Raw genomic sequence first — 25473 nt, forward strand, 5'->3', positions numbered from 1 at the left:
TTCATAGATTTACTCGCGATATGTTAGCTTTAGAGGCATAGTCTATCATGGGACAAGCAATTGCGGACCGGGAGTGGCGATGGCAAAGATCGATTTTCGCAGCAAGATAAACTGGCGTCGGCGTTTCCGCTCGCCGCAAAGCGCGGCGACCGAGCACGAGATCCTGCGCATCTTCGAAAGCGACCGCGGACGCATTATCAACTCTCCGGCGATTCGCCGCCTGCAGCAAAAAACCCAGGTATTCCCGCTGGAGCGAAATGCGGCGGTTCGCACGCGCTTAACGCACTCCCTGGAAGTACAGCAGGTCGGCCGCTATATTGCCAAAGAGGTCTTAAGCCGCCTTAAACAGCGAAAGCTGCTGGAAAGTTACGGTCTGGATGAACTTACCGGTCCTTTTGAAAGTATTGTCGAGATGGCCTGCCTGATGCATGACATCGGCAATCCGCCGTTTGGTCATTTTGGCGAGGCGGCGATTAACGACTGGTTTCGCCAGCGGCTGTGGCCCGCCGATGCCGCCAGCCAGCCGCTGTCCGACGATCGCTGCATTGAGGGCGCGCTACGCCTGCGGGAAGGGGAGGAGTCCCTGAACGACCTGCGCCGCAAGGTGCGTCAGGACGTATGCCATTTTGAAGGCAATGCGCAGGGGATCCGCCTGGTACATACCCTGATGCGTATGAATCTGACCTGGGCGCAGGTGGGCTGTATTCTGAAATATACCCGTCCGGCCTGGTGGCGGGGAGAAACGCCCGCCACCCACAGCTATTTAATGAAAAAACCTGGTTATTATTTCGCCGAAGAGGCTTATGTTAACCGGCTACGTAAAGAACTCGATTTGGCGCCTTACAATCGTTTCCCCTTAACCTGGATTATGGAAGCGGCGGACGATATTTCTTATTGCGTGGCCGATCTGGAAGATGCGGTTGAAAAACGGATATTCAGCATCGAACAACTTTATCAGCATCTGTATGACGCCTGGGGAGAGCATCAAAAAGGATCTCTGTTTTCTCTGGTGGTCGAAAACGCCTGGGAAAAATCACGCTCCAATTCCCTGAAGCACAGCGCGGAAGATCAGTTCTTTATGTATTTGCGGGTGAATACGTTGAATAAACTGGTGCCTTATGCCGCGCAACGTTTTATTGATAACCTGCCGCAGGTGTTTTGTGGCGATTTCAACCATGCGTTGCTGGAGGATGACAGCGACTGTAGTCAACTGCTTGAATTATATAAGAGCGTGGCGGTGAAACACGTCTTCAGCCATCCGGACGTGGAGCAGTTAGAATTACAGGGTTATCGCGTTATCAGCGGCTTACTGGATATTTATCAGCCGTTGCTGAAGCTATCTCAGCGTGATTTCAGCGAGCTGGTGGAAAAAGACAGGCTGCGCCATCTGCCGATTGAAAGTCGCCTTTTCCATAAGCTTTCGACCCGTCACCGTCTGGCCTATGTGGAGGCGGTAAATAAGCTTGAAAGGCAGGCAGCTGAATTTCCGATAATGGAATACTATTACCGCTGTCGGTTGATTCAGGATTATATCAGCGGCATGACCGACCTCTATGCATGGGATGAATATCGTCGACTGATGGCGGTGGAATAAGCCAGGAGTTTTGTAAAGACGGACAATAAATTTTTACTTTCCCAGAAACTTAACTCCGGAACTTCGCGCTATAAAATGAATCTGAAGTCTCGTACACAGCAACTTTGCGTTATCTGAATTGAGATTGAGAGAGATGAAAAAAACCACGTTAGCAATGAGTGCACTGGCTCTGAGTTTAGGTCTGGCCTTATCCCCTCTGTCGGCGACAGCGGGCGAAACCTCGTCGGCGACGACAGCCCAGCAGATGCCGAGCCTGGCGCCGATGCTGGAAAAAGTCATGCCTTCCGTTGTGAGCATTAACGTGGAAGGTAGCACGACGGTAAATACGCCGCGTATGCCGCGTAACTTCCAGCAGTTCTTCGGCGATAACTCGCCGTTCTGCCAGGACGGTTCTCCGTTCCAGGGGTCTCCGTTCTGTCAGGGTGGCCCTGGCGGCGGTAACGGCGGCGGCGGTAGCCAGAAGGAGAAATTCATGGCCCTCGGCTCCGGCGTTATCATTGATGCCGCGAAAGGCTATGTCGTGACCAACAACCACGTTGTCGATAACGCCACCTCGATTAAGGTGCAACTGAGCGACGGCCGTAAGTTTGACGCGAAGGTCGTGGGTAAAGACCCACGCTCCGATATTGCGCTGATTCAGATTCAGGATCCGAAAAACCTGACGGCGATTAAAATTGCTGACTCTGACGCGCTGCGCGTCGGCGACTACACCGTGGCAATCGGCAACCCGTTCGGCCTTGGCGAGACGGTGACCTCCGGGATCGTCTCTGCGCTGGGACGCAGCGGACTGAACGTTGAAAACTACGAAAACTTTATCCAGACCGATGCGGCGATTAACCGCGGCAACTCCGGCGGCGCGCTGGTGAACCTTAACGGCGAGCTCATCGGGATTAACACCGCGATTCTGGCGCCGGACGGCGGCAACATCGGTATCGGTTTTGCTATCCCGAGCAACATGGTGAATAACCTGACCGAGCAGATGGTGAAATATGGCCAGGTGAAACGCGGCGAGCTGGGCATCATGGGAACCGAACTGAGTTCTGACCTGGCGAAAGCCATGAAGGTGGATGCACAGCGCGGGGCGTTCGTAAGCCAGGTGATGCCGAATTCGTCAGCGGCGAAAGCAGGCATCAAGGCCGGTGATGTTATCACCTCCCTGAACGGCAAGCCGATCAGCAGCTTTGCCGCCCTGCGTGCGCAGGTCGGCACAATGCCGGTCGGCAGCAAAGTTGAGCTGGGCCTGCTGCGCGAGGGTAAGCCGGTGTCCGTCACGCTGGAACTGCAGCAGAGCAACCAGACTCAGGTTGACTCCAGCAGCATCTTCAGCGGTATCGAAGGGGCGGAAATGAGCAACAAGGGCGCGGATAAAGGCGTGGTGGTCAACAGCGTGAAAGGGGGTTCTCCGGCGGCGCAAATTGGCCTGAAGAAAGGGGATGTTATCATGGGCGCTAACCAGCAGCCGGTGAAAAACATTGCCGATCTGCGCAAAATCCTCGACAGCAAACCGTCCGTTCTGGCGCTGAATATTCAGCGTGGCGATAGCAGCCTGTATCTGCTGATGCAGTAATCGCACATAAGCCCTCCCCTGGCGGGGAGGGCTTAACATCGTTATTTATTGCGCGTAAGTTTTTCCAGATCGGATTCGATTTCGCTGATCTTGTTGGCGACGACGCTTTCAAGATGGCGCAGATCGTCGAGGATCTTACGCTTCAGATCGACGTCAGAGCGGTCGCGCTGGCAGATCTGATCCAGCTCATCGATCACATAGCGCAGGTTAGGACTGATCTCCTGCACCTCTTTGTAACCCTGGCCGATGCCGTCGGCGACCACGGTTTTACGCTGACGCGGATACTTGAACTTCACGCTCTTGGCGAAAAATTCACCTTTATCCTTTTGAAAATAGATTTTCAGGATATCGTTGTTGGCTTCCTGCCGGAGGCTGTAACGATCGATTTCATCAGGATTGGTAATGCCCAGGCTTTTCAGATTATCGTACATAGCGGTATCCTTGATCTAAACATAACCTTTGAATAATTAACGAAAAAATCTACTTTCGCCAGCCGAAGATGTAAAAAAAGCGGGGTAGCCCCCGCTTTTTTAAACTGCCTTAATCAATGGTGCGTAACAGCTCATTGATACCCACTTTACCGCGGGTCTTGGCATCGACTTTCTTCACGATAACCGCGCAGTACAGGCTGTACTTCCCGTCTTTCGACGGCAGGTTACCGGATACGACCACAGAGCCCGCCGGCACGCGGCCGTAGTGAACTTCACCGGTTTCGCGGTCGTAAATTTTCGTGCTCTGGCCGATATAAACGCCCATGGAGATAACGGAGCCTTCTTCGACGATAACGCCTTCCACGACTTCAGAACGGGCGCCGACAAAGCAGTTGTCTTCGATGATGGTCGGGTTCGCCTGCAGCGGTTCCAGTACGCCGCCGATGCCCACGCCGCCGGACAGGTGGACGTTTTTACCGATCTGCGCGCAGGAGCCTACCGTCGCCCAGGTGTCGACCATGGTGCCTTCATCGACATACGCGCCGATATTGACATAGGACGGCATCAGCACGGTATTACGGGCGATAAACGCGCCCTGACGTACGGCGGCAGGCGGCACGACGCGGAAACCTTCTTTCTGGAAGCGCGCTTCGTCGTAATTGGCGAATTTCATCGGCACTTTATCGAAATAGCGGCTTTCTGCTCCGTCGATAACCTGGTTATCGTTAATACGGAAGGAGAGCAGCACCGCTTTCTTCAGCCATTGATGAGTGACCCACTGGCCATCGATTTTTTCTGCGACACGCAGCGCGCCCGAATCCAGCAGGGCGATAACCTGCTCAACGGCGGCACGGGTAACGGTGTCGACATTCGCTGGAGTAATGTCGGCGCGGCGCTCAAAAGCGGACTCAATAACGTTCTGTAACTGCTGCATTGTTTCTCTTTCCATCTCGTAAATAAAAAACGTTACCCTTTATCGTTTGGATTGAGGGCTGCTGTCAACCGCTGTTGCACTTCTTGTTGCAGCACATTATTAAGGGCACGCCGATCGGCCGTAGCGATTATAAATAAATCTTCTACTCGTTCACCAATTGTCGTGATTCTCGCCCCGTGGAGCGAAATACCGAGGTCGGCGAACACCTGCCCGACGCGGGCCAAAAGGCCTGGCTGATCGAGAGCGATAAGCTCAAGGAAGGATTTTCTGTCGGTATGGGTCGGTAGAAAATTCACCTCTGTATCGACGGTGAAATGCCGTAGTTTGGCGGGCTGGCGACGCGGTACCGGCGGCTGCCAGGCGGTCTGGGTGATCGCTTGCTCAAGCCCGCGGCGGATAGCCTCGTGGCGGTCGGCTGACAGCGGGCTGCCGTCAGGCTCCAGCACGATGAAGGTATCCATCGCCATACCGTCGCGGGTGGTAAAGATCTGCGCGTCATGGACGCTCAGGTTGCGCCTGTCCAGCTCGGCACAGACCGCGGCGAACAGATAGGGCCTGTCGGGGCTCCAGATAAAGATCTCCGTTCCTCCGCGGGTTGCCTGCGGGCTCAGCAGAATCATCGGTTTGCTGAGATCGTGTTGCAGGAGATGCCGCGCATGCCAGGCCAGCTGATTAGGTGTGTGGCGCACGAAATAGTTCGCCCGGCAGCGCACCCAAATCTGATGCAGCGCCTCTTCGTCAATATTGTCCATCCGCAGCAGCGTCAGCGCCTGTATCTGGTGGTGGCGCACGCGCTCACGCATGTCCGGCATGCTTTGCACGCCGCGGCGCAGCTGTTTTTCGGTGGCGAAGTAGAGTTCGCGCAGCAGGCTCTGCTTCCAGCTGTTCCACAGCGTTTCGTTGGTGGCGCAGATATCCGCCACCGTCAGGCAGACCAGGTAGCGCAGGCGATTTTCCGTTTGCACCTCTTCGGCGAACTGCTTAATGACCTCCGGGTCCTGAATATCGCGGCGCTGGGCGGTGACCGACATTAACAGATGATGGCGGACCAGCCAGGCGACCAGTTGCGTCTCCCGGGAGTTAAGCCCGTGGAGCTCGGCGAAGGTCAGAATGTCCTGGGCGCCGAGGATCGAATGGTCGCCGCCGCGCCCTTTGGCGATATCGTGGAACAGGGCGGCTATCAGGATAAGCTCCGGGTGGTTGAGACGCGGCCACAGCTCGACGCACAGCGGGTGGCGCACGCGGGTTTCCTCTTTGGCGAAGCTCTCCAGCTTCAGCAGGACGCGAATGGTGTGCTCATCCACGGTATACGCGTGAAACAGGTCGAACTGCATCTGCCCGACGATATGCGTCCATTGCGGCATATAGGCCCACAGCACGCTGTGGCGGTGCATCGGCAGCAGCCCGCGGCTGACCGCGCCCGGGTGGCGCAGCATGCTGAGAAACAGCGCACGGGCCTCGGGGATGTAGCACAGCGGCTGCGTCAGGTGGCGGCGGGCATGGCGAAGATGGCGCAGGGTGGTGGAGTAGATGCCGGTAATGCTGCTGTTTCGCACCATGGTGTCGAACATGCGCAGAATCGCCTGCGGCTCGCGCATAAACAGCGTATCGTCGCGCAGGTCGATAAGCGTACCGCGCAGTTGAAAATCATCGTCAAGAGGACGCGGTTTTTCGTCGGCGGTCAGCGCGAGGATCGCCTCATCGAAAAGCTGGAGTAGCATCTGGTTAAGCTCGCCGACCCGGCGGGTGACGCGAAAGAAGTCTTTCATCATCTGCTCGACCGGCTCGTTGCCTTCGCCGCTGTAGTTCAGGCGCTGGGCGACGCTCAGTTGTCGATCGAACAGCAGACGGTTGTCGTAGCGGTTGAGTTCCAGATGCAGGGCGAAGCGGATGCGCCACAGCAGATGCAGGCACTCGTTGAGCTCAGTGCGTTCGGCTTCGGTCAAAAAGCCAAAGCCGACCATCTCGTCAAGCGAGGTGGCGCCGAAGTGGCGGCGGGCGACCCATTGCAGGGTATGGATATCGCGCAGGCCGCCGGGGCTGCTTTTGACATCCGGCTCAAGGTTATAGCTGGTGCCGTGATAGCGCTGGTGACGCTCGTTTTGTTCGGCGATTTTGGCGGCAAAAAACGTCTCTGACGGCCAGAAGCCATCGCTGAAAATATGCTTTTGCAGCTCCAGGAACAGGGCGACATCGCCAATCAGCAGGCGAGATTCAATCAGGTTGGTGGCGACGGTGAGGTCGGATAACCCTTCCAGCAGGCACTCTTCCAGGGTTCTGACGCTATGCCCGACGTCAAGCTTAACGTCCCACAGCAGGGTGAGCAGTTCGCCGATTTTTTGCGCCTGCTCATCGGGGAGCTTTTTACGGCTCAGGATCAGCAGGTCGATATCCGACAGCGGATGCAGTTCGCCGCGGCCATAGCCGCCCACGGCAACCAGCGCCGTATCGCTGATCTCGCTAAAGCCGTAATGCACCCACAGCCGCTGCAGCAACAGGTCGATAAACTCCGTGCGCGCGTCCATCAACTGCTCGGCGGAAATGCCGCTGTCAAAGGCGTCGCCCAGCCAGCGCTGAAAAGCGTCGAGGCGCGCCTTAATGCTTGAACAGGTCAGTTCCGTCTCAGGCCAGGTGGCTGGCGTTTCCGGCTGGCCGGCGAATGTGGGAAGTGCTGTGTCAGGTAAGGAATTACGCATCGCGCCACCCATAAGTAAAAACGATTACCCATAAAAAATCGCCGGAGCGATTTTTAACGTCGCGTGCGGCGGCCCGAAGGGGGACGGGCAGGACGCCCCTCATAAAAAAACCGGCTTGCGCCGGCTTTTATCATTCGTTGTGCGAGATTATCGCCGGGATGGTGTCATCCGTTCGTAGCGTCAGAATTTCGCAGCCGTTGTCTGTAACCACAATAGTATGCTCGTACTGCGCAGACAAGCTTCGGTCTTTGGTTTTCACGGTCCAGCCGTCTTTCATGGTGCGGATGCGGTAATCACCGGCATTGAGCATCGGTTCAATGGTGAAGGTCATACCCGGCTGCAGGACGACGCCGCCGTCATCCGCGTCATAGTGCAGCACCTGCGGTTCTTCGTGAAAGCCGCGACCGATACCGTGACCGCAGTATTCGCGAACGACAGAGAAGCCTTCTGCCTCGGCGAACGTCTGGATGGCCGCGCCGAGGGTGCGCAGGCGAATGCCCGGTTTCACCATTTTCAGCGCCAGATACAGGCTCTCCTGGGTGATGCGGCACAGGCGCTCGCCGAGGATGGTCGGCTTGCCGACGATAAACATTTTCGAGGTATCGCCGTGATACTCGTCTTTAATGACGGTCACATCGATGTTGACGATATCGCCGTCTTTCAGCAGCTTCTCGTCATCAGGAATACCGTGGCACACGACTTCGTTAATGGAGATGCATACCGATTTCGGAAAACCGTGGTAGCCGAGACACGCGGAGATCGCGTGCTGTTCGTTGACGATGTAGTCATTGCACAGGCGGTCAAGTTCGCCAGTGCTGACGCCCGGTTTTACGTGGGGAGCGATCATTTCCAGCACATCGGCGGCAAGTCTGCCCGCCACGCGCATCTTTTCGATTTCTTCAGGTGTCTTGATTGAGATAGCCATGCATTCTGTCCATCGGTGCCGATTTACCGGCTGTATGAGTCTAAGTGTTGCCAATGGTATCAGCCTGGCGTGTCTCCTGCCAAATTGAGAATCATTCTAAACTTCGCCTTTCGTGCCAACGGAGGGGTTCTGTCACAAGAAATTCACGCGCCGAAATCGGTCGAATCGCCAACAATTATTGGTGTCCGGCAGCAATTTGTGGTATAAAGCGCGCCGAACTTCTCTTCCGTTTCATATACACAGTGCGGGAGTGAAGCGACAAATCTCACTTTGTGTAACAACACACACGTATCGGCACATATTCCGGGGTGCCCTTTGGGGTCGGTAATATGGGATACGTGGAGGCATAACCCCAACTTTTATATAGAGGTTTTAAACATGGCAACTGTTTCCATGCGCGACATGCTCAAGGCTGGTGTTCACTTCGGTCACCAGACCCGTTACTGGAACCCGAAAATGAAGCCGTTCATCTTCGGTGCGCGTAACAAAGTTCACATCATCAACCTTGAGAAAACTGTACCGATGTTCAACGAAGCTCTGGCTGAGCTGAACAAAATTTCTTCCCGTAAAGGTAAGATCCTGTTCGTTGGTACTAAGCGCGCTGCAAGCGAAGCTGTGAAAGATGCTGCTAACAGCTGCGACCAGTTCTTCGTGAACCATCGCTGGCTGGGCGGTATGCTGACTAACTGGAAAACCGTTCGTCAGTCCATCAAACGTCTGAAAGACCTGGAAACTCAGTCTCAGGACGGTACTTTCGACAAGCTGACCAAGAAAGAAGCGCTGATGCGCACTCGTGAGCTGGACAAGCTGGAAAACAGCCTGGGCGGTATCAAAGATATGGGCGGTCTGCCGGACGCTCTGTTCGTTATCGACGCTGACCACGAGCACATCGCAATCAAAGAAGCAAACAACCTGGGTATTCCGGTATTTGCTATCGTTGATACTAACTCCGATCCGGACGGCGTAGACTTCGTTATCCCGGGTAACGACGACGCAATCCGCGCTGTTAGCCTGTACCTGGGCGCTGTTGCTGCTACCGTACGCGAAGGCCGTTCTCAGGATCTGGCTTCTCAGGCGGAAGAAAGCTTCGTAGAAGCTGAATAATAAGGTTTAAGCCCTTATTAGTACCGTGTATGGATAGGGGCCAATTATAGGCCCCTTTTTCACTTTTAAACCTGTTTGGTTCCTGGAACCGGGCAGGTCATATCTCTCCCGAGGATTTAAGAATGGCTGAAATTACCGCATCCCTGGTAAAAGAGCTGCGTGAACGTACTGGCGCAGGCATGATGGATTGCAAAAAAGCGCTGACCGAAGCGAACGGCGACATCGAGCTGGCAATCGAAAACATGCGTAAATCCGGCGCGATCAAAGCGGCGAAAAAAGCAGGCAACGTTGCAGCTGACGGCGTGATCATCACTAAAATCGACGGCACCTACGGCATCATTCTGGAAGTTAACTGCCAGACTGACTTCGTTGCGAAAGATGGCGGTTTCCAGGCATTTGCTAACAAAGTACTGGACGCAGCTATTGCGGGTAAAATCACCGACGTTGACGTTCTGAAAGCACAGTTCGAAGAAGAGCGTGTTGCCCTGGTTGCTAAAATCGGCGAGAACATCAACATCCGTCGCGTAGCTTCCCTGGAAGGCGACGTTCTGGGCTCTTACCAGCACGGCGCGCGTATCGGCGTTCTGGTTGCGGCTAAAGGCGCTGACGACGAGCTGGTTAAACAGCTGGCGATGCACGTTGCTGCAAGCAAGCCGGAATTCGTTAAGCCGGAAGACGTGTCTGCTGAAGTGGTAGAAAAAGAGTACCAGGTTCAGCTGGACATCGCCATGCAGTCTGGCAAACCGAAAGAAATCGCAGAGAAAATGGTTGAAGGCCGTATGAAGAAATTCACCGGCGAAGTTTCTCTGACCGGCCAGCCGTTCGTGATGGATCCGAGCAAATCTGTTGGTCAGTTGCTGAAAGAGCACAACGCTGACGTGACTGGCTTCATCCGCTTTGAAGTGGGTGAGGGCATTGAGAAAGTTGAGACTGACTTCGCAGCAGAAGTTGCTGCAATGTCCAAGCAGTCTTAATTTTCAGAAAGAGCCGCCTGAGGGCGGCTTCTTTTTGGACCCATCATGTGGAAAGCAGCCTGCCGCTTATCGGCCAGCGCTGAAGGGCGACTTACCCTATCGCCTGTTTTAATTCATCTCAAACGTTGACAGTCCCAGGAAAGAAATATGGCTACCAATGCAAAACCCGTCTACAAACGCATTCTGCTTAAGCTGAGTGGCGAAGCACTGCAGGGAACTGAAGGCTTCGGTATCGATGCAAGCATTCTTGACCGTATGGCTCAGGAAATCAAAGAACTGGTTGAACTGGGTATCCAGGTCGGCGTAGTGATTGGCGGTGGTAACCTTTTCCGTGGAGCGGGCCTGGCAAAAGCGGGGATGAACCGCGTCGTGGGCGACCACATGGGCATGCTGGCAACCGTCATGAATGGTCTGGCCATGCGTGACTCTCTGCATCGCGCCTATGTGAACGCCCGCCTGATGTCCGCGATTCCGCTGAACGGCGTGTGCGACAACTACAGCTGGGCAGAGGCTATCAGCCTGCTGCGTAATAACCGCGTGGTGATCCTCTCCGCCGGTACCGGCAACCCGTTCTTTACCACCGACTCCGCTGCCTGCCTGCGCGGTATCGAAATCGAAGCGGACGTGGTGCTGAAAGCGACAAAAGTGGACGGTGTGTTTACCGCTGATCCGGCGAAAGATCCGTCGGCGACCATGTACGAACAGCTGACCTACAGTGAAGTTCTGGATAAAGAGCTGAAAGTGATGGATCTTGCCGCGTTTACGTTGGCTCGTGACCACAAATTGCCGATTCGCGTCTTCAACATGAACAAGCCGGGCGCGCTGCGCCGCGTGGTCATGGGTGAAAAAGAAGGCACATTGATTACGGAATAATTTCCGTCGGACGCAAATACAGGTAAGATTCCGCTTTATTTTGGCGTTTCTTGCAAGGCTGCCGTTTACGGCACCCTGAATTTAACGGGCTATACTTAGCACACTCGCGTTAGCCGCGAGGCGGGTATGGCCAGTCTGAGACAAAATTTCAAGGATTCGTAACGTGATTAGCGATATCAGAAAAGATGCTGAAGTACGCATGGAAAAATGCGTCGAAGCGTTCAAAACCCAAATCAGCAAAGTGCGCACCGGTCGTGCGTCCCCAAGTCTGCTGGACGGCATCGTGGTGGAATACTACGGTACGCCGACGCCGCTGCGTCAGTTAGCCAGCGTTACTGTGGAAGACTCCCGCACGCTGAAAATCAACGTGTTCGATCGTTCCATGAGCCCGGCGGTTGAGAAAGCCATCATGGCTTCCGACCTGGGTCTGAACCCAAGCTCTGCAGGCACCGATATTCGCGTGCCGCTGCCGCCGCTGACCGAAGAGCGTCGTAAAGATCTGACCAAGATCGTGCGTGGCGAAGCCGAGCAGGCGCGTGTTGCTGTGCGTAACGTCCGTCGCGACGCGAACGACAAAGTGAAAGCGCTGCTGAAAGAGAAAGAGATCAGCGAAGACGACGATCGTCGTTCTCAGGATGACGTGCAGAAAATGACTGACGCGGCCATCAAGAAAGTCGACGCGGCGCTGGCCGACAAAGAAGCAGAACTGATGCAGTTCTGATGTGGACTGAATACACGTGAGGTTCAGGCGGCAGTGACGCTGCCTGAAACGGTGTGTATTCCCTGAAACGCCGTACAGAAGGCCAGTGATGGCTTTGCTGGCGGCGTTTTGCTTTTTAGCTTTCTATTTGCGGATCTGTCATGAAGCAATTAACCGTTCTCGGCTCAACCGGTTCAATCGGGTGCAGTACGCTGGATGTGGTGCGTCACAATCCTGAACACTATGCTGTTTTCGCGCTGGTCGCGGGGAAAAATGTCTCCCGCATGACCGAACAGTGCCTGTCGTTTTCTCCTCGCTACGCGGTAATGGATGACGCCGCGAGCGCGGCGGCGCTGAAGACGGCGCTGCAACAGCATGGGTGCCGCACCGAGGTGATGAGCGGCCAGCAGGCGGCCTGCGAGGTGGCGGCTGCCAATGCGGTGGATCAGGTGATGGCCGCGATTGTCGGTGCGGCAGGGCTGGTGCCAACGCTTGCCGCCATTCATGCCGGTAAGACGGTATTGCTGGCGAACAAAGAGTCGCTGGTGACCTGCGGGCGTCTGTTCATGGACGCGGTAAAGCAGAGTGGGGCGCAGTTGCTGCCGGTGGATAGCGAACACAACGCCATTTTTCAGAGTTTACCGCAAACTTTTCAGCATAACCTGGGCTACGCTGACCTGGAGCAGAACGGCGTGTCGTCGATTCTGCTTACCGGGTCTGGTGGCCCGTTCCGCGAAACGCCACTGTCTGAACTCCGCGCAATGACGCCCGATCAGGCATGTCGGCATCCGAACTGGTCGATGGGGCGCAAAATCTCCGTCGATTCCGCCACCATGATGAACAAGGGTCTGGAATACATTGAGGCCCGCTGGCTGTTTAATGCCTCGGCCGCGCAGATGGAGGTGATTATCCACCCGCAGTCGGTGATTCACTCTATGGTGCGCTATCGCGACGGCAGCGTTCTGGCGCAGCTCGGCGAACCGGATATGCGTACACCAATCGCCCATGCGATGGCGTGGCCAAATCGCGTGGCGTCGGGGGTGAAACCGCTTGATTTCTGCTCGCTCAGTGCATTGACCTTCTCCGCTCCTGACTATCAGCGCTATCCTTGCCTGAAGCTGGCAATGGACGCGTTCGACCAGGGACAGGCGGCAACCACTGCGCTGAATGCGGCGAATGAGGTGAGCGTTGAGGCCTTTTTGGCCGGGCGCATTCGCTTTACGGAGATTGCCGATATTAACCAGGCGGTGCTTGAGTCGCTGGATGTACGCGAACCCCGGAGCATTGATGAGGTGATTGAGGTGGATGCCCAGGCCAGAAACGCGGCGCGCCAGCAGGTCGCACATTTCGTAAGCTAATGATTGTCCCGTCGCAAAATGCCGTGGCATTTGTGGGGCGTGGGCTTCGGTGTTATAGTCTGCGCCATCCGTTTGCGCTGTAACATGTTGGCGAAAATGGGTGAGCCGTGGACTAACACGGCTTTTTTGTGCAAAAGCGGCTGTATTCCAGGATACCGCTAATTCCTATTGATGGACTAGAAACGCGTTATGTTGTCTGCTAATCAACCAATCAGCGAAAATTTGCCCACCCATGGCTGTCATCACGTAGCCATTATTATGGATGGCAATGGCCGCTGGGCGAAAAGACAAGGGAAGATCCGCGCCTTTGGACATAAGGCCGGGGCTAAATCAGTACGCCGGGCTGTCTCATTTGCGGCGAATAACGGCATCAGCGCCCTGACGCTTTACGCATTTAGCAGTGAAAACTGGAACCGGCCGGAGCAGGAAGTCAGTGCGTTGATGGAGTTGTTCGTGTGGGCGCTCGATAGCGAAGTAAAAAGCCTGCATCGCCACAATGTCCGTCTTCGTATCATTGGCGACACCAGCCGCTTCAATGCCCGCATACAAGAACGAATTCGCAAATCTGAAGCATTGACTCAGAATAATACTGGGTTGACGCTCAATATTGCGGCGAATTATGGCGGGCGTTGGGATATTATTCAGGGTGTTCAGCAATTGGCTGAACAGGTTCAGAAAGGGGAACTTAGCCCCAATCAAATTACTGAAGATTTGCTGAGCCAGCAAATCTGTATGCATGAACTGGCGCCCGTTGATTTAGTTATTAGGACAGGGGGAGAGCACCGAATCAGTAATTTTCTGCTGTGGCAAATTGCCTATGCCGAACTTTACTTTACGGATGTTCTCTGGCCCGATTTCGATGAACAAGACTTTGAAGGTGCGCTGCATGCCTTTGCCAATCGAGAGCGTCGTTTCGGCGGCACCGAGCCAGGTGGCGAAAATGCCTGATGGGGGTAGCTTTTGCTGAAGTATCGCCTGATTTCTGCTTTCGTTTTAATCCCTGCGGTTATTGCAGCGCTTTTTCTGCTGCCGCCGGGCGGGTTTGCTATTGTCACGCTTGTCGTGTGTATGCTGGCCGCGTGGGAATGGGGACAGTTAAGCGGTTTTAACTCACGCTCGCAGCGGATATGGCTGGCGGTGCTTTTCGGCCTGCTGCTGGCGGTGATGCTCTTTTTATTGCCGGAGTATCACCATAGCGTTAACCAGCCCGTCATTGAGATTGCCTTGTGGGCGTCGTTGGGCTGGTGGATTGCTGCGCTGCTGCTGGTGCTGTTTTATCCGGGCTCCGCGTCATTCTGGCGTCATTCCAAAACGCTGCGTTTGATTTTTGGCCTGCTGACCATTGTTCCCTTTTTCTGGGGGATGTTGGCGTTGCGCGCCTGGCATTATGATGACAACCATTACAGCGGGTCGCTGTGGCTGCTGTACGTCATGATTCTGGTCTGGGGCGCTGATTCCGGCGCGTATATGTTTGGTAAGCTTTTCGGTAAGCACAAGCTGGCGCCGAAAGTGTCGCCGGGCAAAACCTGGCAGGGTTTTATCGGCGGGCTGGTGACGGCGGCGGTGATTTCCTGGGCATACGGTCTGTGGGCCAATCTGGAGGTTACCCCTTCGGTGTTGCTCATTTGTTCCGTGGTCGCCGCGCTGGCGTCCGTGCTGGGTGATTTGACTGAAAGTATGTTTAAGCGAGAAGCGGGCATCAAAGACAGCGGTCATTTGATCCCTGGGCACGGCGGTATTCTGGATCGTATCGACAGCCTGACGGCGGCGGTACCGGTCTTTGCGTGCCTGCTACTTTTAGTCTTCAGGACGATTTGACGGAAGGTTTTATGCTGAGCATCCTCTGGAATCTGGCGGCATTTATCATTGCACTGGGCGTGCTTATTACCGTGCATGAGTTTGGTCATTTCTGGGTTGCTCGCCGTTGCGGCGTTCGTGTAGAACGGTTCTCCATCGGTTTTGGCAAAGGACTCTGGCGGCGCGTCGATAAGCACGGCACTGAATTCGTTATTGCCCTGATCCCGCTGGGCGGCTACGTCAAAATGCTCGACGAGCGCGTTGAGCCGGTTGCCCCGGAAATGCGTCATTATGCGTTTAATAATAAAACGGTGGGACAGCGCGCCGCCATTATTGCTGCCGGGCCGATCGCAAACTTTATTTTTGCTATCTTTGCTTACTGGCTGGTGTTTATTATTGGCGTGCCTGGCGTTCGCCCGGTTATTGGTGAAATAACGCCCAATTCGATCGCTGCGATAGCACAAATTGCACCAGGAACGGAACTTAAAGCCGTAGATGGTATCGAAACGCCTGATTGGGATGCAGTGCGTCTGGCGTTGGTTGCTAAAATTGGCGACAGCCAAACCACGCTCACCGTGGCGCCTTTCGGCAGCCAGCAGCGTCAGGAGAAAGTTCTGGATTTGCGCCACTGGGCGTTTGAGCCGGACAGAGAAGATCCTGTTACGTCGCTCGGCATGCGTCCGCGCGGTGCGCAGATTGAACCGGTACTGGCCGAAGTGCAGCCGCAGTCTGCGGCACGCAAGGCGGGTTTGCAAGCGGGTGACAGGATCGTTAAAGTCGATGGTCAACCGCTGACGCAATGGATGACGTTTGTTACCCTTGTTCGCGACAACCCGGGAAAAGCGCTGCAGCTTGAAATAGAAAGACAGGGGAGCCCCTTGTCTTTAACGCTGATACCGGATACAAAACCCGGTAAAGAAAAAGCAGAAGGGTTTGCTGGCGTGGTGCCGAAAGTGATTCCACTGCCAGATGAGTATAAAACAGTGCGCCAGTATGGGCCGTTTGCCGCTATCGGCGAAGCCACGGATAAAACCTGGCAGTTGATGAAGCTTACGGTTCAAATGCTGGGGAAATTGATCACCGGTGACGTAAAACTGAACAACCTCAGTGGGCCGATTTCTATCGCCCAGGGGGCTGGGATGTCTGCGGAGTTTGGGTTGATTTACTATCTGATGTTTCTCGCGCTCATCAGTGTGAATCTGGGCATTATCAACCTGTTCCCGCTTCCCGTTCTTGACGGGGGTCATCTGCTCTTTTTAGCGATTGAAAAGCTGAAAGGCGGGCCGGTATCCGAGCGAGTTCAAGACTTAAGTTATCGCATTGGCTCAATATTGCTGGTGTTGTTAATGGGGCTTGCACTTTTCAATGATTTCTCTCGGTTGTAAGAGAGTTAGTTAGGAAGAACGCATAATAACGATGGCGATGAAAAAGTTGCTCATAGCGTCGCTGCTGTTCGGCAGCGCGACCGTATACGGTGCTGACGGGTTCGTAGTGAAGGATATTCATTTCGAAGGCTTGCAGCGTGTCGCTGTTGGTGCCGCCCTCCTCAGCATGCCAGTTCGTCCTGGCGATACCGTCACTGATGAAGACATCAGTAATACTATCCGCGCTCTGTTTGCCACTGGCAACTTCGAGGACGTTCGCGTCCTGCGCGATGGCGATACGCTCCTCGTGCAGGTGAAAGAGCGCCCAACGATTGCCAGCATCACTTTCTCCGGCAACAAGTCGGTAAAAGATGACATGCTCAAGCAAAACCTCGAGGCCTCTGGCGTTCGCGTTGGTGAATCTCTGGACCGCACGACGCTTTCCGATATCGAGAAAGGGCTGGAAGATTTCTACTACAGCGTCGGTAAATACAGCGCCAGCGTAAAAGCGGTTGTCACGCCGCTGCCGCGTAACCGTGTTGACCTGAAGCTGGTCTTCCAGGAAGGCGTCTCTGCTAAAATTCAACAAATTAACATCGTCGGCAACCATGCGTTTTCGAACGATGAGCTGATCTCCAACTTCCAGCTGCGCGATGAAGTGCCGTGGTGGAACGTGGTGGGCGATCGCAAGTACCAGAAACAAAAACTGGCAGGCGACCTCGAAACCCTGCGTAGCTACTATCTGGATCGCGGCTATGCGCGTTTCAATATCGATTCAACGCAGGTCAGCCTGACGCCGGATAAGAAAGGCATTTATATCACCATCAACGTCACCGAAGGCGATCAGTACAAGCTGGCCGGCGTTGAGGTGAGCGGCAACCTGGCCGGGCATTCTGCGGAAATTGAAAGCCTGACCAAAGTGCAGCCGGGCGAGCTGTATAACGGCGCCAAAGTGACCAAAATGGAAGATGACATTAAGAAACTTTTGGGTCGCTATGGTTATGCCTACCCGCGCGTTCAGTCGCAGCCGGAAATCAACGATACCGATAAGACCGTGAAGCTGCACGTTAACGTCGATGCGGGCAACCGTTACTACGTGCGTAAGATTCGCTTCGTCGGCAACGATACCTCGAAAGACGCCGTCCTGCGTCGCGAAATGCGCCAGATGGAAGGGTCATGGCTGGGTAGCGACCTGGTCGACCAGGGGAAAGATCGTCTGAACCGTCTGGGCTACTTTGAAACGGTTGATACGGATACCCAGCGCGTACCGGGCAGCCCGGATCAGGTAGACGTTGTCTATAAGGTGAAAGAGCGCAACACCGGTAGCTTCAACTTTGGTATCGGTTACGGTACTGAAAGCGGCGTGAGCTTCCAGGTCGGGGTTCAGCAGGATAACTGGTTAGGGACGGGTTACTCTGTCGGTATTAACGGCACGAAGAACGACTACCAGACCTACTCAGAATTGTCGGTGACTAACCCGTACTTCACGGTAGACGGTGTGAGCCTTGGCGGGCGTATCTTCTACAATGACTTTAAAGCGGATGACGCCGACCTCTCCTCGTACACCAACAAGAGTTATGGTGTCGATGGAACGCTGGGCTTCCCGGTTAACGAATACAACACCCTGCGTGCCGGTCTGGGCTATGTGCATAACGACCTGTCCAACATGCAGCCGCAGGTGGCGATGAACCGTTATCTGGAGTCCATCGGGCAGACGCCAGGTACGAGCTCGAGCGACAACGGGTTCGCGGCGGATGACTTCACCCTCAACTATGGTTGGACATACAATAAGCTGGACCGCGGTTTCTTCCCGACGGACGGCTCGCGCGTCAACCTGAACGGTAAGGTGACTCTGCCGGGTTCCGATAACGAATTCTATAAAATCTCGCTTGATACGGCCTCCTACTTCCCGATCGATGACGATCACAAATGGGTCGTACTGGGCCGTACCCGTTGGGGTTATGGCGACGGCGTTGGTGGTAAAGAAATGCCGTTCTATGAAAACTTCTATGCCGGTGGTTCCAGTACCGTCCGTGGTTTCCAGTCCAACAACATCGGCCCGAAAGCGGTGTATATTGGCGGGCCGGGCAATGATAACTGTGATCAAGCGAGCGGTACGGTATGTAAATCTGAAGACGCGGTGGGCGGTAACGCCATGGCGGTCGCCAGCCTTGAGCTGATCGTGCCGACGCCGTTCATTAGCGATAAATATGCGAACTCTGTCCGTACCTCCTTCTTCTGGGATGCGGGCTCCGTCTGGGATACGCACTGGGATAACACCGCGCAGATGAAAGCGGCTGGAATCCCTGATTACAGCGATCCGAGCAATATTCGTATGTCCGCGGGTATCGCATTACAATGGATGTCTCCGCTGGGGCCGTTGGTCTTCTCCTACGCCCAGCCGTTCAAGAAGTACGAAGGGGACAAAGCAGAGCAGTTCCAGTTTAACATTGGTAAAACCTGGTAATTGGTCTGTGCAAAGGAATGCTAGTGCAGTGTAGCGATGACATCTGGCGATCACGGCGTGGTCGCATGACTTCGCAAAGAACGGTGCTTCCGGGCACTCATGGGATGGTAAGGAGTTTATTGTGAAAAAGTGGTTATTAGCTGCAGGTCTCGGTTTAGCGATGGTTACCTCCGCTCAGGCGGCAGACAAAATTGCTATCGTTAACATGGGCAGCCTGTTCCAGCAGGTCGCACAGAAGACGGGTGTTTCTCAGACGCTGGAAAACGAATTCAAAGGCCGTGCAGCTGAACTGCAGCGCCAGGAATCCGATCTACAGGCGAAAATGCAGCGCCTGCAGCGTGATGGCTCTACCATGAAGGCTGCTGACCGCAGCAAACTGGAAAAAGACATCATGACTCAGCGCCAGGCTTTCTCTCAGAAAGCACAGCAGTTTGAGCAGGATCGCGCACGCCGTTCTAACGAAGAGCGCGGCAAGCTGGTGACGCGTATCCAGGCTGCAGTGAAGACCGTCGCGAGCAGCCAGAGCATCGACCTGGTTGTTGATGCGAACACCGTTGCATACAGCAGCAATGATGTAAAAGACATCACTGCCGATGTACTGAACCAGGTTAAATAAGTAATGCCTTCAATTCGACTGGCTGATTTAGCAGAGCAGTTGGATGCAGAATTACACGGTGATGGCGATATCGTCATCACCGCTGTCGCGTCCATGCAATCTGCGCAAACAGGTCACATTACGTTCATTGTGAATCCAAAGTATCGTGAACACTTGGGCGTATGCCAGGCGTCTGCTGTTGTGATGACGCAGGACGATCTACCCTTTGCCAAAAGCGCGGCGCTGGTGGTGAAAAACCCCTACCTGACGTATGCCCGCATGGCGCAAATTCTTGATACCACGCCTCAGCCGGCACAGGACATCGCGCCAAGCGCGGTCGTTGATGCCAGCGCGAGGCTGGGTAAAAACATTTCAATCGGCGCGAATGCGGTGATCGAATCCGGCGTGGTGCTGGGCGATAACGTTCGCATCGGCGCGGGTTGTTTTATCGGTAAGAAGACCAAAATCGGCGCAGGCACCCGTTTATGGGCGAATGTCTCCATTTACCATGAGATTGAAATCGGCGAAAATTGCCTGATTCAGTCCAGCACGGTGATCGGCGCTGATGGTTTTGGTTATGCCAACGATCGCGGCAACTGGGTGAAGATCCCTCAGTTAGGCCGGGTGATTATCGGCGATCGCGTGGAGATCGGCGCCTGTACGACTATCGATCGCGGCGCGCTTGACGATACCATCATTGGCAATGGCGTGATCATCGACAACCAGTGCCAGATTGCGCACAACGTGGTCATCGGTGACAATACGGCTGTTGCCGGCGGCGTCATTATGGCAGGTAGTCTGAAAATTGGTCGTTATTGCATGATTGGCGGCGCCAGCGTCATTAACGGCCATATGGAAATCTGCGATAAGGTGACCGTGACTGGGATGGGGATGGTTATGCGACCTATCACCGAACCTGGCGTGTATTCCTCGGGTATCCCGCTGCAGCCTAACAAGGCGTGGCGCAAAACTGCGGCGCTGGTGATGAACATTGATGATATGAGCAAGCGTCTCAAGGCTCTTGAGCGTAAAGCCGGTCAACAAGACTGATATCTCATTCATTACGCGCCAAACTTCCCGGCCTGTCTGATTTCTTATAATCCGGCAGGCCGTGTTATTATTGCCATTCAGTATATTTTGACAGGAAGAGTATTTTGACTACTGACACTCATACTCTGCACATTGAAGAGATTCTGGAACTTCTACCGCACCGCTTCCCATTCTTGCTGGTTGACCGCGTGCTGGATTTTGAAGAGGGTCGTTTTCTGCGCGCAGTTAAAAATGTCTCCGTAAACGAGCCGTTTTTCCAGGGGCATTTCCCTGGTAAGCCGATTTTTCCAGGCGTACTGATTCTGGAAGCCATGGCTCAGGCCACGGGTATTCTGGCATTTAAGAGCGTGGGTAAACTGGAGCCGGGTGAGTTGTACTATTTCGCAGGCATCGATGAAGCACGCTTCAAGCGTCCGGTCGTGCCAGGCGATCAGATGATTATGGAAGTCACTTTTGAGAAGACCCGCCGTGGCCTGACCCGTTTTAAAGGCGTGGCGCTGGTTGATGGTAAAGTTGTTTGCGAAGCGACCATGATGTGCGCCCGCAGCCGGGAGGCCTGATACGTGATTGATACTACCGCCTTTATTCATCCTACCGCCATTGTGGAAGAGGGGGCCGTCATTGGCGCTAACGTTCACATTGGTCCGTTTTGTATTGTCGGCGCTAACGTCGAAATCGGCGAAGGTACCGTACTGAAGTCTCACGTCGTGGTAAACGGCCATACCAAAATCGGCCGTGATAATGAGATTTATCAGTTTGTCTCCATTGGTGAAGTGAACCAGGATCTGAAATACGCTGGCGAACCGACCCGTGTGGAGGTTGGCGATCGCAACCGCATTCGCGAAAGCGTCACCATTCATCGCGGCACAATACAGGATGGTGGGTTGACGAAGGTGGGCAGCGATAACCTGCTGATGATCAATGCGCATATCGCGCATGACTGCGTCATTGGTGATCGCTGTATTCTCGCCAACAACGCCACGTTGGGGGGACACGTATCGCTGGGTGATTTCGCTATCATTGGCGGCATGACGGCTGTCCATCAGTTCTGCCGCATTGGCGCGCACGTCATGGTTGGCGGCTGCTCCGGTGTTGCACAGGACGTCCCGCCGTACGTGATTGCGCAGGGTAACCACGCGACGCCGTTCGGTGTGAATATCGAAGGGCTGAAGCGCCGTGGTTTCAGCAAAGAAGCGATTATTGCGATCCGCAATGCGTATAAACTGCTGTACCGCAGCGGCAAAACGCTGGAAGAAGCCAAACCGGAAATTGCGGCGCTGGCTGAGGTGCATCCGGACGTGAAAGCGTTCTCTGACTTCTTCGAGCAATCTACGCGTGGTCTGATTCGTTAATGGCTGAACGTCCTTTAACGATAGCCCTGGTCGCCGGAGAAACCTCCGGCGATATTCTTGGTGCCGGTCTTATTCGCGCGCTGAAAGCCCGTGTACCCAATGCGCGTTTTGTGGGCGTTGCCGGGCCGCGTATGCAGGCGGAAGGTTGTGAAGCCTGGTATGAGATGGAAGAGCTGGCGGTGATGGGCATTGTCGAAGTGCTCGGGCGTCTGCGCCGTTTGCTGCATATTCGTGCTGATTTGACGCGCCGTTTTAGTGAACTTAAGCCGGATGTGTTCGTCGGTATTGATGCGCCGGATTTCAACATCACGCTTGAAGGCAACCTGAAAAAACAGGGCATTAAAACCATTCATTACGTCAGTCCGTCCGTCTGGGCCTGGCGACAAAAACGCGTTTTCAAAATTGGCAGATCCACCCATCTGGTGCTGGCTTTTCTGCCTTTCGAAAAAGCGTTTTATGACCGTTTCAACGTTCCCTGTCGCTTTATTGGGCACACGATGGCGGATGCGATGCCGCTCGATCCGGATAAAAACGCCGCGCGCGACGTCTTAGGCATTGCGCATGACGTGCATTGTCTGGCGCTGCTGCCGGGGAGCCGTAATGCCGAAGTCGAGATGCTGAGCGCCGACTTCCTGAAAACCGCGCAGATTTTGCGCCAGCATTACCCCGATCTTGAAGTCGTCGTGCCGCTGGTGAATGCCAAACGCCGCGAGCAGTTCGAGCGGATCAAGGCTGAAGTCGCGCCTGATCTGACGGTGCATATGCTTGACGGTATGGGGCGCGAGGCGATGATCGCCAGCGACGCCGCGTTGCTGGCCTCTGGTACGGCGGCGCTGGAGTGCATGCTGGCGAAATGTCCAATGGTCGTAGGCTATCGCATGAAGCCTTTCACCTTCTGGCTTGCCAAACGGCTGGTGAAAACCGATTACGTTTCCCTGCCGAATCTGTTGGCGGGGCGCGAGCTGGTAAAAGAACTTTTGCAGGACGAGTGTCAGCCGCAGGCGCTTGCCGATGCGTTACTGCCGTTGCTGGCCAATGGCAAAACCAGCCATGCCATGCATGACACCTTCCGTGAACTGCACCAGCAGATCCGCTGTAATGCCGATGAGCAGGCGGCGGATGCGGTGCTGGAGCTTGCTCAATGATGGAATTTATTTACCCCCATACGCATCTGGTGGCTGGCGTCGATGAAGTCGGGCGCGGCCCGCTGGTCGGCGCGGTGGTGACCGCCGCGGTGATCCTCGACCCGGCGAGGCCGATTGTCGGGCTGAATGACTCGAAAAAGCTGAGCGAAAAACGCCGGCTGGCGCTGTTCGATGAAATCAAAGAGAAAGCGTTGAGCTGGAGCCTTGGGCGCGCTGAGCCGCATGAGATTGATGAGCTGAATATTCTGCATGCGACCATGCTGGCGATGCAACGCGCGGTGACGGGACTGCACATCCCCCCGGAATATGTGCTGATTGACGGCAACCGCTGTCCGGCGCTTCCGGTACCGTCAATGGCGGTGGTGAAGGGCGACAGCCGGGTGGCGGAGATCAGTGCGGCATCCATACTGGCTAAAGTAACGCGTGACGCTGAAATGGCCGCGCTGGACGTGACGTTCCCGCAGTATGGTTTTGCGCAGCATAAAGGGTATCCCACCGCTTTTCATCTGGAAAAGCTGGCAGAACATGGCGCTACCGAACACCACCGGAGCAGTTTTGGCCCGGTGAAGCGCGTACTGGGCCTGGCGTCCTGAATCAATACGCAATTAAGTAACGCGGAATCTGAAGATGGCTGAACCACGTTTCGTACACCTGCGGGTGCATAGCGACTACTCCATGATCGATGGGCTGGCAAAGACCGGGCCGCTGGTGAAAAAGGCGGCCGCGCTTGGCATGCCTGCGCTGGCGATCACCGATTTTACCAACCTCTGCGGCCTGGTGAAGTTCTACGGAACAGGGCATGGCGCCGGGCTGAAACCTATCGTCGGGGCGGATTTCCACGTCCAGAGCGAGTTGTTCGGCGATGAAATGACCCAGTTGACGGTGCTTGCCGCCAACAACACCGGCTACCAGAATCTGACGCTGTTGATTTCCCGCGCCTACCAGCGCGGCTACGGCGCGCAAGGGCCGTGGATCGACAGAGACTGGTTGGTGGAGCTGAACGAAGGGCTTATTCTGCTCTCCGGCGGCCGTATGGGCGATGTCGGCAAAAGCCTGCTGCGCGGTAATGCCGCGCTGGTTGAGCAGTGCGTCGCCTTTTACGAAGCGCATTTTCCTGACCGCTACTTCCTGGAACTGATTCGTACCGGCAGAGCCGACGAAGAAAGCTATCTGCACGCGGCGGTAAAACTGGCGGAGGAGCGCGGTCTGCCGGTGGTGGCAACCAACGACGTTCGTTTTATCGATGCCGGCGATTTTGACGCCCATGAAATCCGCGTCGCCATTCATGACGGTTTCACGCTTGACGATCCGAAACGTCCGCGCAACTACTCCACGCAGCAGTATATGCGCAGCGAAGAGGAGATGTGCGAGCTGTTTGCCGATATCCCGGAAGCGCTGGAAAACAGCGTGGAGATTGCCAAACGCTGCAACGTCACCGTGCGTCTGGGCGAATACTTCCTGCCGCAGTTCCCGACCGGCGAGATGACCACGGAAGACTTCCTGGTCGTGAAATCGAAAGAAGGTCTGGAAGAACGTCTGGAATTTCTGTTCCCGGATGAGGCCGAGCGTAAAGAGAAACGTCCTCCTTACGATGAGCGCCTGGATATTGAACTTCAGGTGATTAACCAGATGGGGTTCCCGGGCTACTTCCTCATCGTGATGGAGTTTATCCAGTGGTCGAAGGACAATGGCGTGCCGGTAGGTCCGGGCCGTGGTTCCGGCGCCGGATCGCTTGTGGCGTATGCGCTAAAAATTACCGACCTCGATCCGCTGGAGTTCGACCTGCTGTTCGAACGTTTCCTTAACCCGGAACGTGTTTCGATGCCCGACTTTGACGTTGACTTCTGCATGGAGAAACGCGATCAGGTGATTGAGCACGTCGCGGACATGTACGGACGTGAGGCGGTATCGCAGATTATTACCTTCGGTACGATGGCGGCGAAAGCGGTTATTCGCGACGTGGGCCGCGTCCTGGGACACCCCTACGGCTTTGTCGACCGAATTTCTAAGCTGGTGCCGCCCGACCCGGGGATGACGCTGGCGAAAGCGTTTGAGGCTGAACCGCAACTGCCGGAAATTTATGAGGCAGATGAAGAGGTTAAAGCGCTCATCGACATGGCGCGCAAACTGGAAGGCGTCACGCGTAACGCCGGTAAACATGCGGGCGGCGTGGTTATCGCCCCGACCAAAATTACCGATTTTGCGCCGCTGTATTGCGATGAAGCGGGCCAGCACCCGGTTACCCAGTTTGACAAGAACGACGTGGAATATGCCGGGCTGGTGAAGTTTGACTTCCTGGGTCTGCGTACGCTCACTATCATCGACTGGGCGTTGAAAATGATTAACCCACGTCGGGTTAAACAGGGGCTGGAGCCGATTGATATCGCCGCTATCCCGCTTGACGACAAGAAAAGCTTCGACATGCTGCAGCGCTCGGAAACCACGGCGGTATTCCAGCTTGAATCGCGCGGCATGAAGGACCTCATCAAGCGTCTGCAGCCTGACTGCTTCGAAGATATGATTGCCCTGGTGGCCCTGTTCCGTCCG

At 55.0% G+C, this 25473-nt stretch carries 22 protein-coding genes; 18 read left to right on the forward strand and 4 right to left on the reverse strand.

The window, feature by feature from the left end; all coding sequences use genetic code 11:
* Positions 1-79 precede the first annotated feature (79 nt).
* Positions 80-1594 (forward strand): dGTPase, encoded by a 1515-nt coding sequence (dgt, locus tag JO226_RS18745; protein ID WP_296406180.1) that lies wholly within the window; start codon positions 80-82, stop codon positions 1592-1594.
* Between the two features lie 133 nt (positions 1595-1727).
* Entirely contained in the window at positions 1728-3161 is a 1434-nt protein-coding gene (gene degP / locus JO226_RS18750) for a serine endoprotease DegP (RefSeq protein ID WP_296406182.1), read from the forward strand.
* Between the two features lie 41 nt (positions 3162-3202).
* Here the strand turns inward: degP and JO226_RS18755 are convergent, their stop codons facing one another.
* The 4 genes from JO226_RS18755 to map form a co-directional block, all read right to left on the reverse strand.
* Entirely contained in the window at positions 3203-3592 is a 390-nt protein-coding gene (locus tag JO226_RS18755) for a DUF3461 family protein (RefSeq protein WP_296406184.1), read from the reverse strand.
* 109 nt (positions 3593-3701) lie between these two features.
* Complete coding sequence (gene dapD, locus JO226_RS18760) at positions 3702-4526, reverse strand: 2,3,4,5-tetrahydropyridine-2,6-dicarboxylate N-succinyltransferase (RefSeq protein WP_296406186.1); 825 nt, start codon at positions 4524-4526, stop codon at positions 3702-3704.
* Positions 4527-4558: 32 nt separating this feature from the next.
* Positions 4559-7222 carry a bifunctional uridylyltransferase/uridylyl-removing protein GlnD gene (glnD, locus tag JO226_RS18765; RefSeq protein WP_296406187.1) on the reverse strand — a complete coding sequence of 888 codons (2664 nt, stop codon included), beginning with the start codon at positions 7220-7222 and terminating at the stop codon, positions 4559-4561.
* A 130-nt stretch (positions 7223-7352) separates the two neighbouring features.
* Positions 7353-8147 (reverse strand): type I methionyl aminopeptidase, encoded by a 795-nt coding sequence (gene map / locus JO226_RS18770; RefSeq protein WP_296406189.1) that lies wholly within the window; start codon positions 8145-8147, stop codon positions 7353-7355.
* A 378-nt stretch (positions 8148-8525) separates the two neighbouring features.
* Between map and rpsB the strand changes: the two genes are divergently transcribed.
* From rpsB to dnaE, 16 genes are all read left to right on the forward strand, one after another.
* Positions 8526-9251 (forward strand): 30S ribosomal protein S2, encoded by a 726-nt coding sequence (rpsB, locus tag JO226_RS18775; protein WP_139537040.1) that lies wholly within the window; start codon positions 8526-8528, stop codon positions 9249-9251.
* 122 nt (positions 9252-9373) lie between these two features.
* Complete coding sequence (tsf, locus tag JO226_RS18780) at positions 9374-10225, forward strand: translation elongation factor Ts (protein WP_296406196.1); 852 nt, start codon at positions 9374-9376, stop codon at positions 10223-10225.
* 147 nt (positions 10226-10372) lie between these two features.
* Positions 10373-11098: a UMP kinase gene (pyrH, locus tag JO226_RS18785; protein ID WP_296406198.1), complete on the forward strand. Its 726-nt coding sequence runs from the start codon at positions 10373-10375 to the stop codon at positions 11096-11098.
* 163 nt (positions 11099-11261) lie between these two features.
* Positions 11262-11819 (forward strand): ribosome recycling factor, encoded by a 558-nt coding sequence (frr, locus tag JO226_RS18790; protein ID WP_013367531.1) that lies wholly within the window; start codon positions 11262-11264, stop codon positions 11817-11819.
* 140 nt (positions 11820-11959) lie between these two features.
* Positions 11960-13156, forward strand: a complete 1197-nt coding sequence (ispC, locus tag JO226_RS18795) for a 1-deoxy-D-xylulose-5-phosphate reductoisomerase (protein ID WP_296406200.1) — start codon at positions 11960-11962, stop codon at positions 13154-13156.
* Between the two features lie 189 nt (positions 13157-13345).
* Positions 13346-14104 carry a (2E,6E)-farnesyl-diphosphate-specific ditrans,polycis-undecaprenyl-diphosphate synthase gene (gene ispU, locus JO226_RS18800; protein WP_296406203.1) on the forward strand — a complete coding sequence of 253 codons (759 nt, stop codon included), beginning with the start codon at positions 13346-13348 and terminating at the stop codon, positions 14102-14104.
* Positions 14105-14116: 12 nt separating this feature from the next.
* Positions 14117-14974 (forward strand): phosphatidate cytidylyltransferase, encoded by an 858-nt coding sequence (gene cdsA / locus JO226_RS18805; RefSeq protein WP_296406205.1) that lies wholly within the window; start codon positions 14117-14119, stop codon positions 14972-14974.
* 11 nt (positions 14975-14985) lie between these two features.
* Positions 14986-16338, forward strand: a complete 1353-nt coding sequence (gene rseP / locus JO226_RS18810) for a sigma E protease regulator RseP (RefSeq protein ID WP_296406207.1) — start codon at positions 14986-14988, stop codon at positions 16336-16338.
* A 31-nt stretch (positions 16339-16369) separates the two neighbouring features.
* Positions 16370-18784 (forward strand): outer membrane protein assembly factor BamA, encoded by a 2415-nt coding sequence (gene bamA, locus JO226_RS18815; RefSeq protein WP_296406209.1) that lies wholly within the window; start codon positions 16370-16372, stop codon positions 18782-18784.
* Between the two features lie 121 nt (positions 18785-18905).
* Complete coding sequence (skp, locus tag JO226_RS18820; RefSeq protein WP_296406211.1) at positions 18906-19400, forward strand: molecular chaperone Skp; 495 nt, start codon at positions 18906-18908, stop codon at positions 19398-19400.
* A 3-nt stretch (positions 19401-19403) separates the two neighbouring features.
* The gene (lpxD, locus tag JO226_RS18825) at positions 19404-20429 is read left to right on the forward strand and encodes a UDP-3-O-(3-hydroxymyristoyl)glucosamine N-acyltransferase (protein ID WP_296406213.1); all 1026 of its coding nucleotides are present in this window, start codon (positions 19404-19406) and stop codon (positions 20427-20429) included.
* A 104-nt stretch (positions 20430-20533) separates the two neighbouring features.
* Positions 20534-20989, forward strand: coding sequence for a 3-hydroxyacyl-ACP dehydratase FabZ (fabZ, locus tag JO226_RS18830; protein ID WP_006817227.1), 456 nt, complete (start codon positions 20534-20536; stop codon positions 20987-20989).
* 3 nt (positions 20990-20992) lie between these two features.
* Positions 20993-21781 carry an acyl-ACP--UDP-N-acetylglucosamine O-acyltransferase gene (gene lpxA, locus JO226_RS18835; protein WP_296406218.1) on the forward strand — a complete coding sequence of 263 codons (789 nt, stop codon included), beginning with the start codon at positions 20993-20995 and terminating at the stop codon, positions 21779-21781.
* Entirely contained in the window at positions 21781-22926 is a 1146-nt protein-coding gene (gene lpxB / locus JO226_RS18840) for a lipid-A-disaccharide synthase (RefSeq protein WP_296406221.1), read from the forward strand. Before lpxA ends, lpxB begins: the two co-directional genes overlap by 1 nt.
* Positions 22923-23519 (forward strand): ribonuclease HII, encoded by a 597-nt coding sequence (rnhB, locus tag JO226_RS18845; protein ID WP_296406223.1) that lies wholly within the window; start codon positions 22923-22925, stop codon positions 23517-23519. The genes lpxB and rnhB overlap by 4 nt, the downstream gene beginning before the upstream one ends.
* A 34-nt stretch (positions 23520-23553) precedes the next feature.
* A partial coding sequence (dnaE, locus tag JO226_RS18850; protein ID WP_296406225.1) for a DNA polymerase III subunit alpha occupies positions 23554-25473 on the forward strand: 1920 nt, incomplete at its 3' end.

It is taken from the genome of Pluralibacter sp. (genome assembly GCF_019237635.1).
GTDB lineage: Bacteria > Pseudomonadota > Gammaproteobacteria > Enterobacterales > Enterobacteriaceae > Enterobacter_B.

Excerpts from the sequence above, each read along its gene's own strand:
- degP (WP_296406182.1), top strand. The coding sequence starts at position 1,728 with ATGAAAAAAACCACGTTAGCAATGAGTGCACTGGCTCTGAGTTTAGGT.
- ispC (WP_296406200.1), top strand. The coding sequence starts at position 11,960 with ATGAAGCAATTAACCGTTCTCGGCTCAACCGGTTCAATCGGGTGCAGT.
- rpsB (WP_139537040.1), top strand. The coding sequence starts at position 8,526 with ATGGCAACTGTTTCCATGCGCGACATGCTCAAGGCTGGTGTTCACTTC.
- lpxD (WP_296406213.1), top strand. The coding sequence starts at position 19,404 with ATGCCTTCAATTCGACTGGCTGATTTAGCAGAGCAGTTGGATGCAGAA.
- pyrH (WP_296406198.1), top strand. The coding sequence starts at position 10,373 with ATGGCTACCAATGCAAAACCCGTCTACAAACGCATTCTGCTTAAGCTG.
- bamA (WP_296406209.1), top strand. The coding sequence starts at position 16,370 with ATGGCGATGAAAAAGTTGCTCATAGCGTCGCTGCTGTTCGGCAGCGCG.
- map (WP_296406189.1), bottom strand. The coding sequence starts at position 8,147 with ATGGCTATCTCAATCAAGACACCTGAAGAAATCGAAAAGATGCGCGTG.
- rnhB (WP_296406223.1), top strand. The coding sequence starts at position 22,923 with ATGATGGAATTTATTTACCCCCATACGCATCTGGTGGCTGGCGTCGAT.
- ispU (WP_296406203.1), top strand. The coding sequence starts at position 13,346 with ATGTTGTCTGCTAATCAACCAATCAGCGAAAATTTGCCCACCCATGGC.
- rseP (WP_296406207.1), top strand. The coding sequence starts at position 14,986 with ATGCTGAGCATCCTCTGGAATCTGGCGGCATTTATCATTGCACTGGGC.
- dgt (WP_296406180.1), top strand. The coding sequence starts at position 80 with ATGGCAAAGATCGATTTTCGCAGCAAGATAAACTGGCGTCGGCGTTTC.
- lpxB (WP_296406221.1), top strand. The coding sequence starts at position 21,781 with ATGGCTGAACGTCCTTTAACGATAGCCCTGGTCGCCGGAGAAACCTCC.
- dapD (WP_296406186.1), bottom strand. The coding sequence starts at position 4,526 with ATGCAGCAGTTACAGAACGTTATTGAGTCCGCTTTTGAGCGCCGCGCC.
- JO226_RS18755 (WP_296406184.1), bottom strand. The coding sequence starts at position 3,592 with ATGTACGATAATCTGAAAAGCCTGGGCATTACCAATCCTGATGAAATC.
- glnD (WP_296406187.1), bottom strand. The coding sequence starts at position 7,222 with ATGCGTAATTCCTTACCTGACACAGCACTTCCCACATTCGCCGGCCAG.
- tsf (WP_296406196.1), top strand. The coding sequence starts at position 9,374 with ATGGCTGAAATTACCGCATCCCTGGTAAAAGAGCTGCGTGAACGTACT.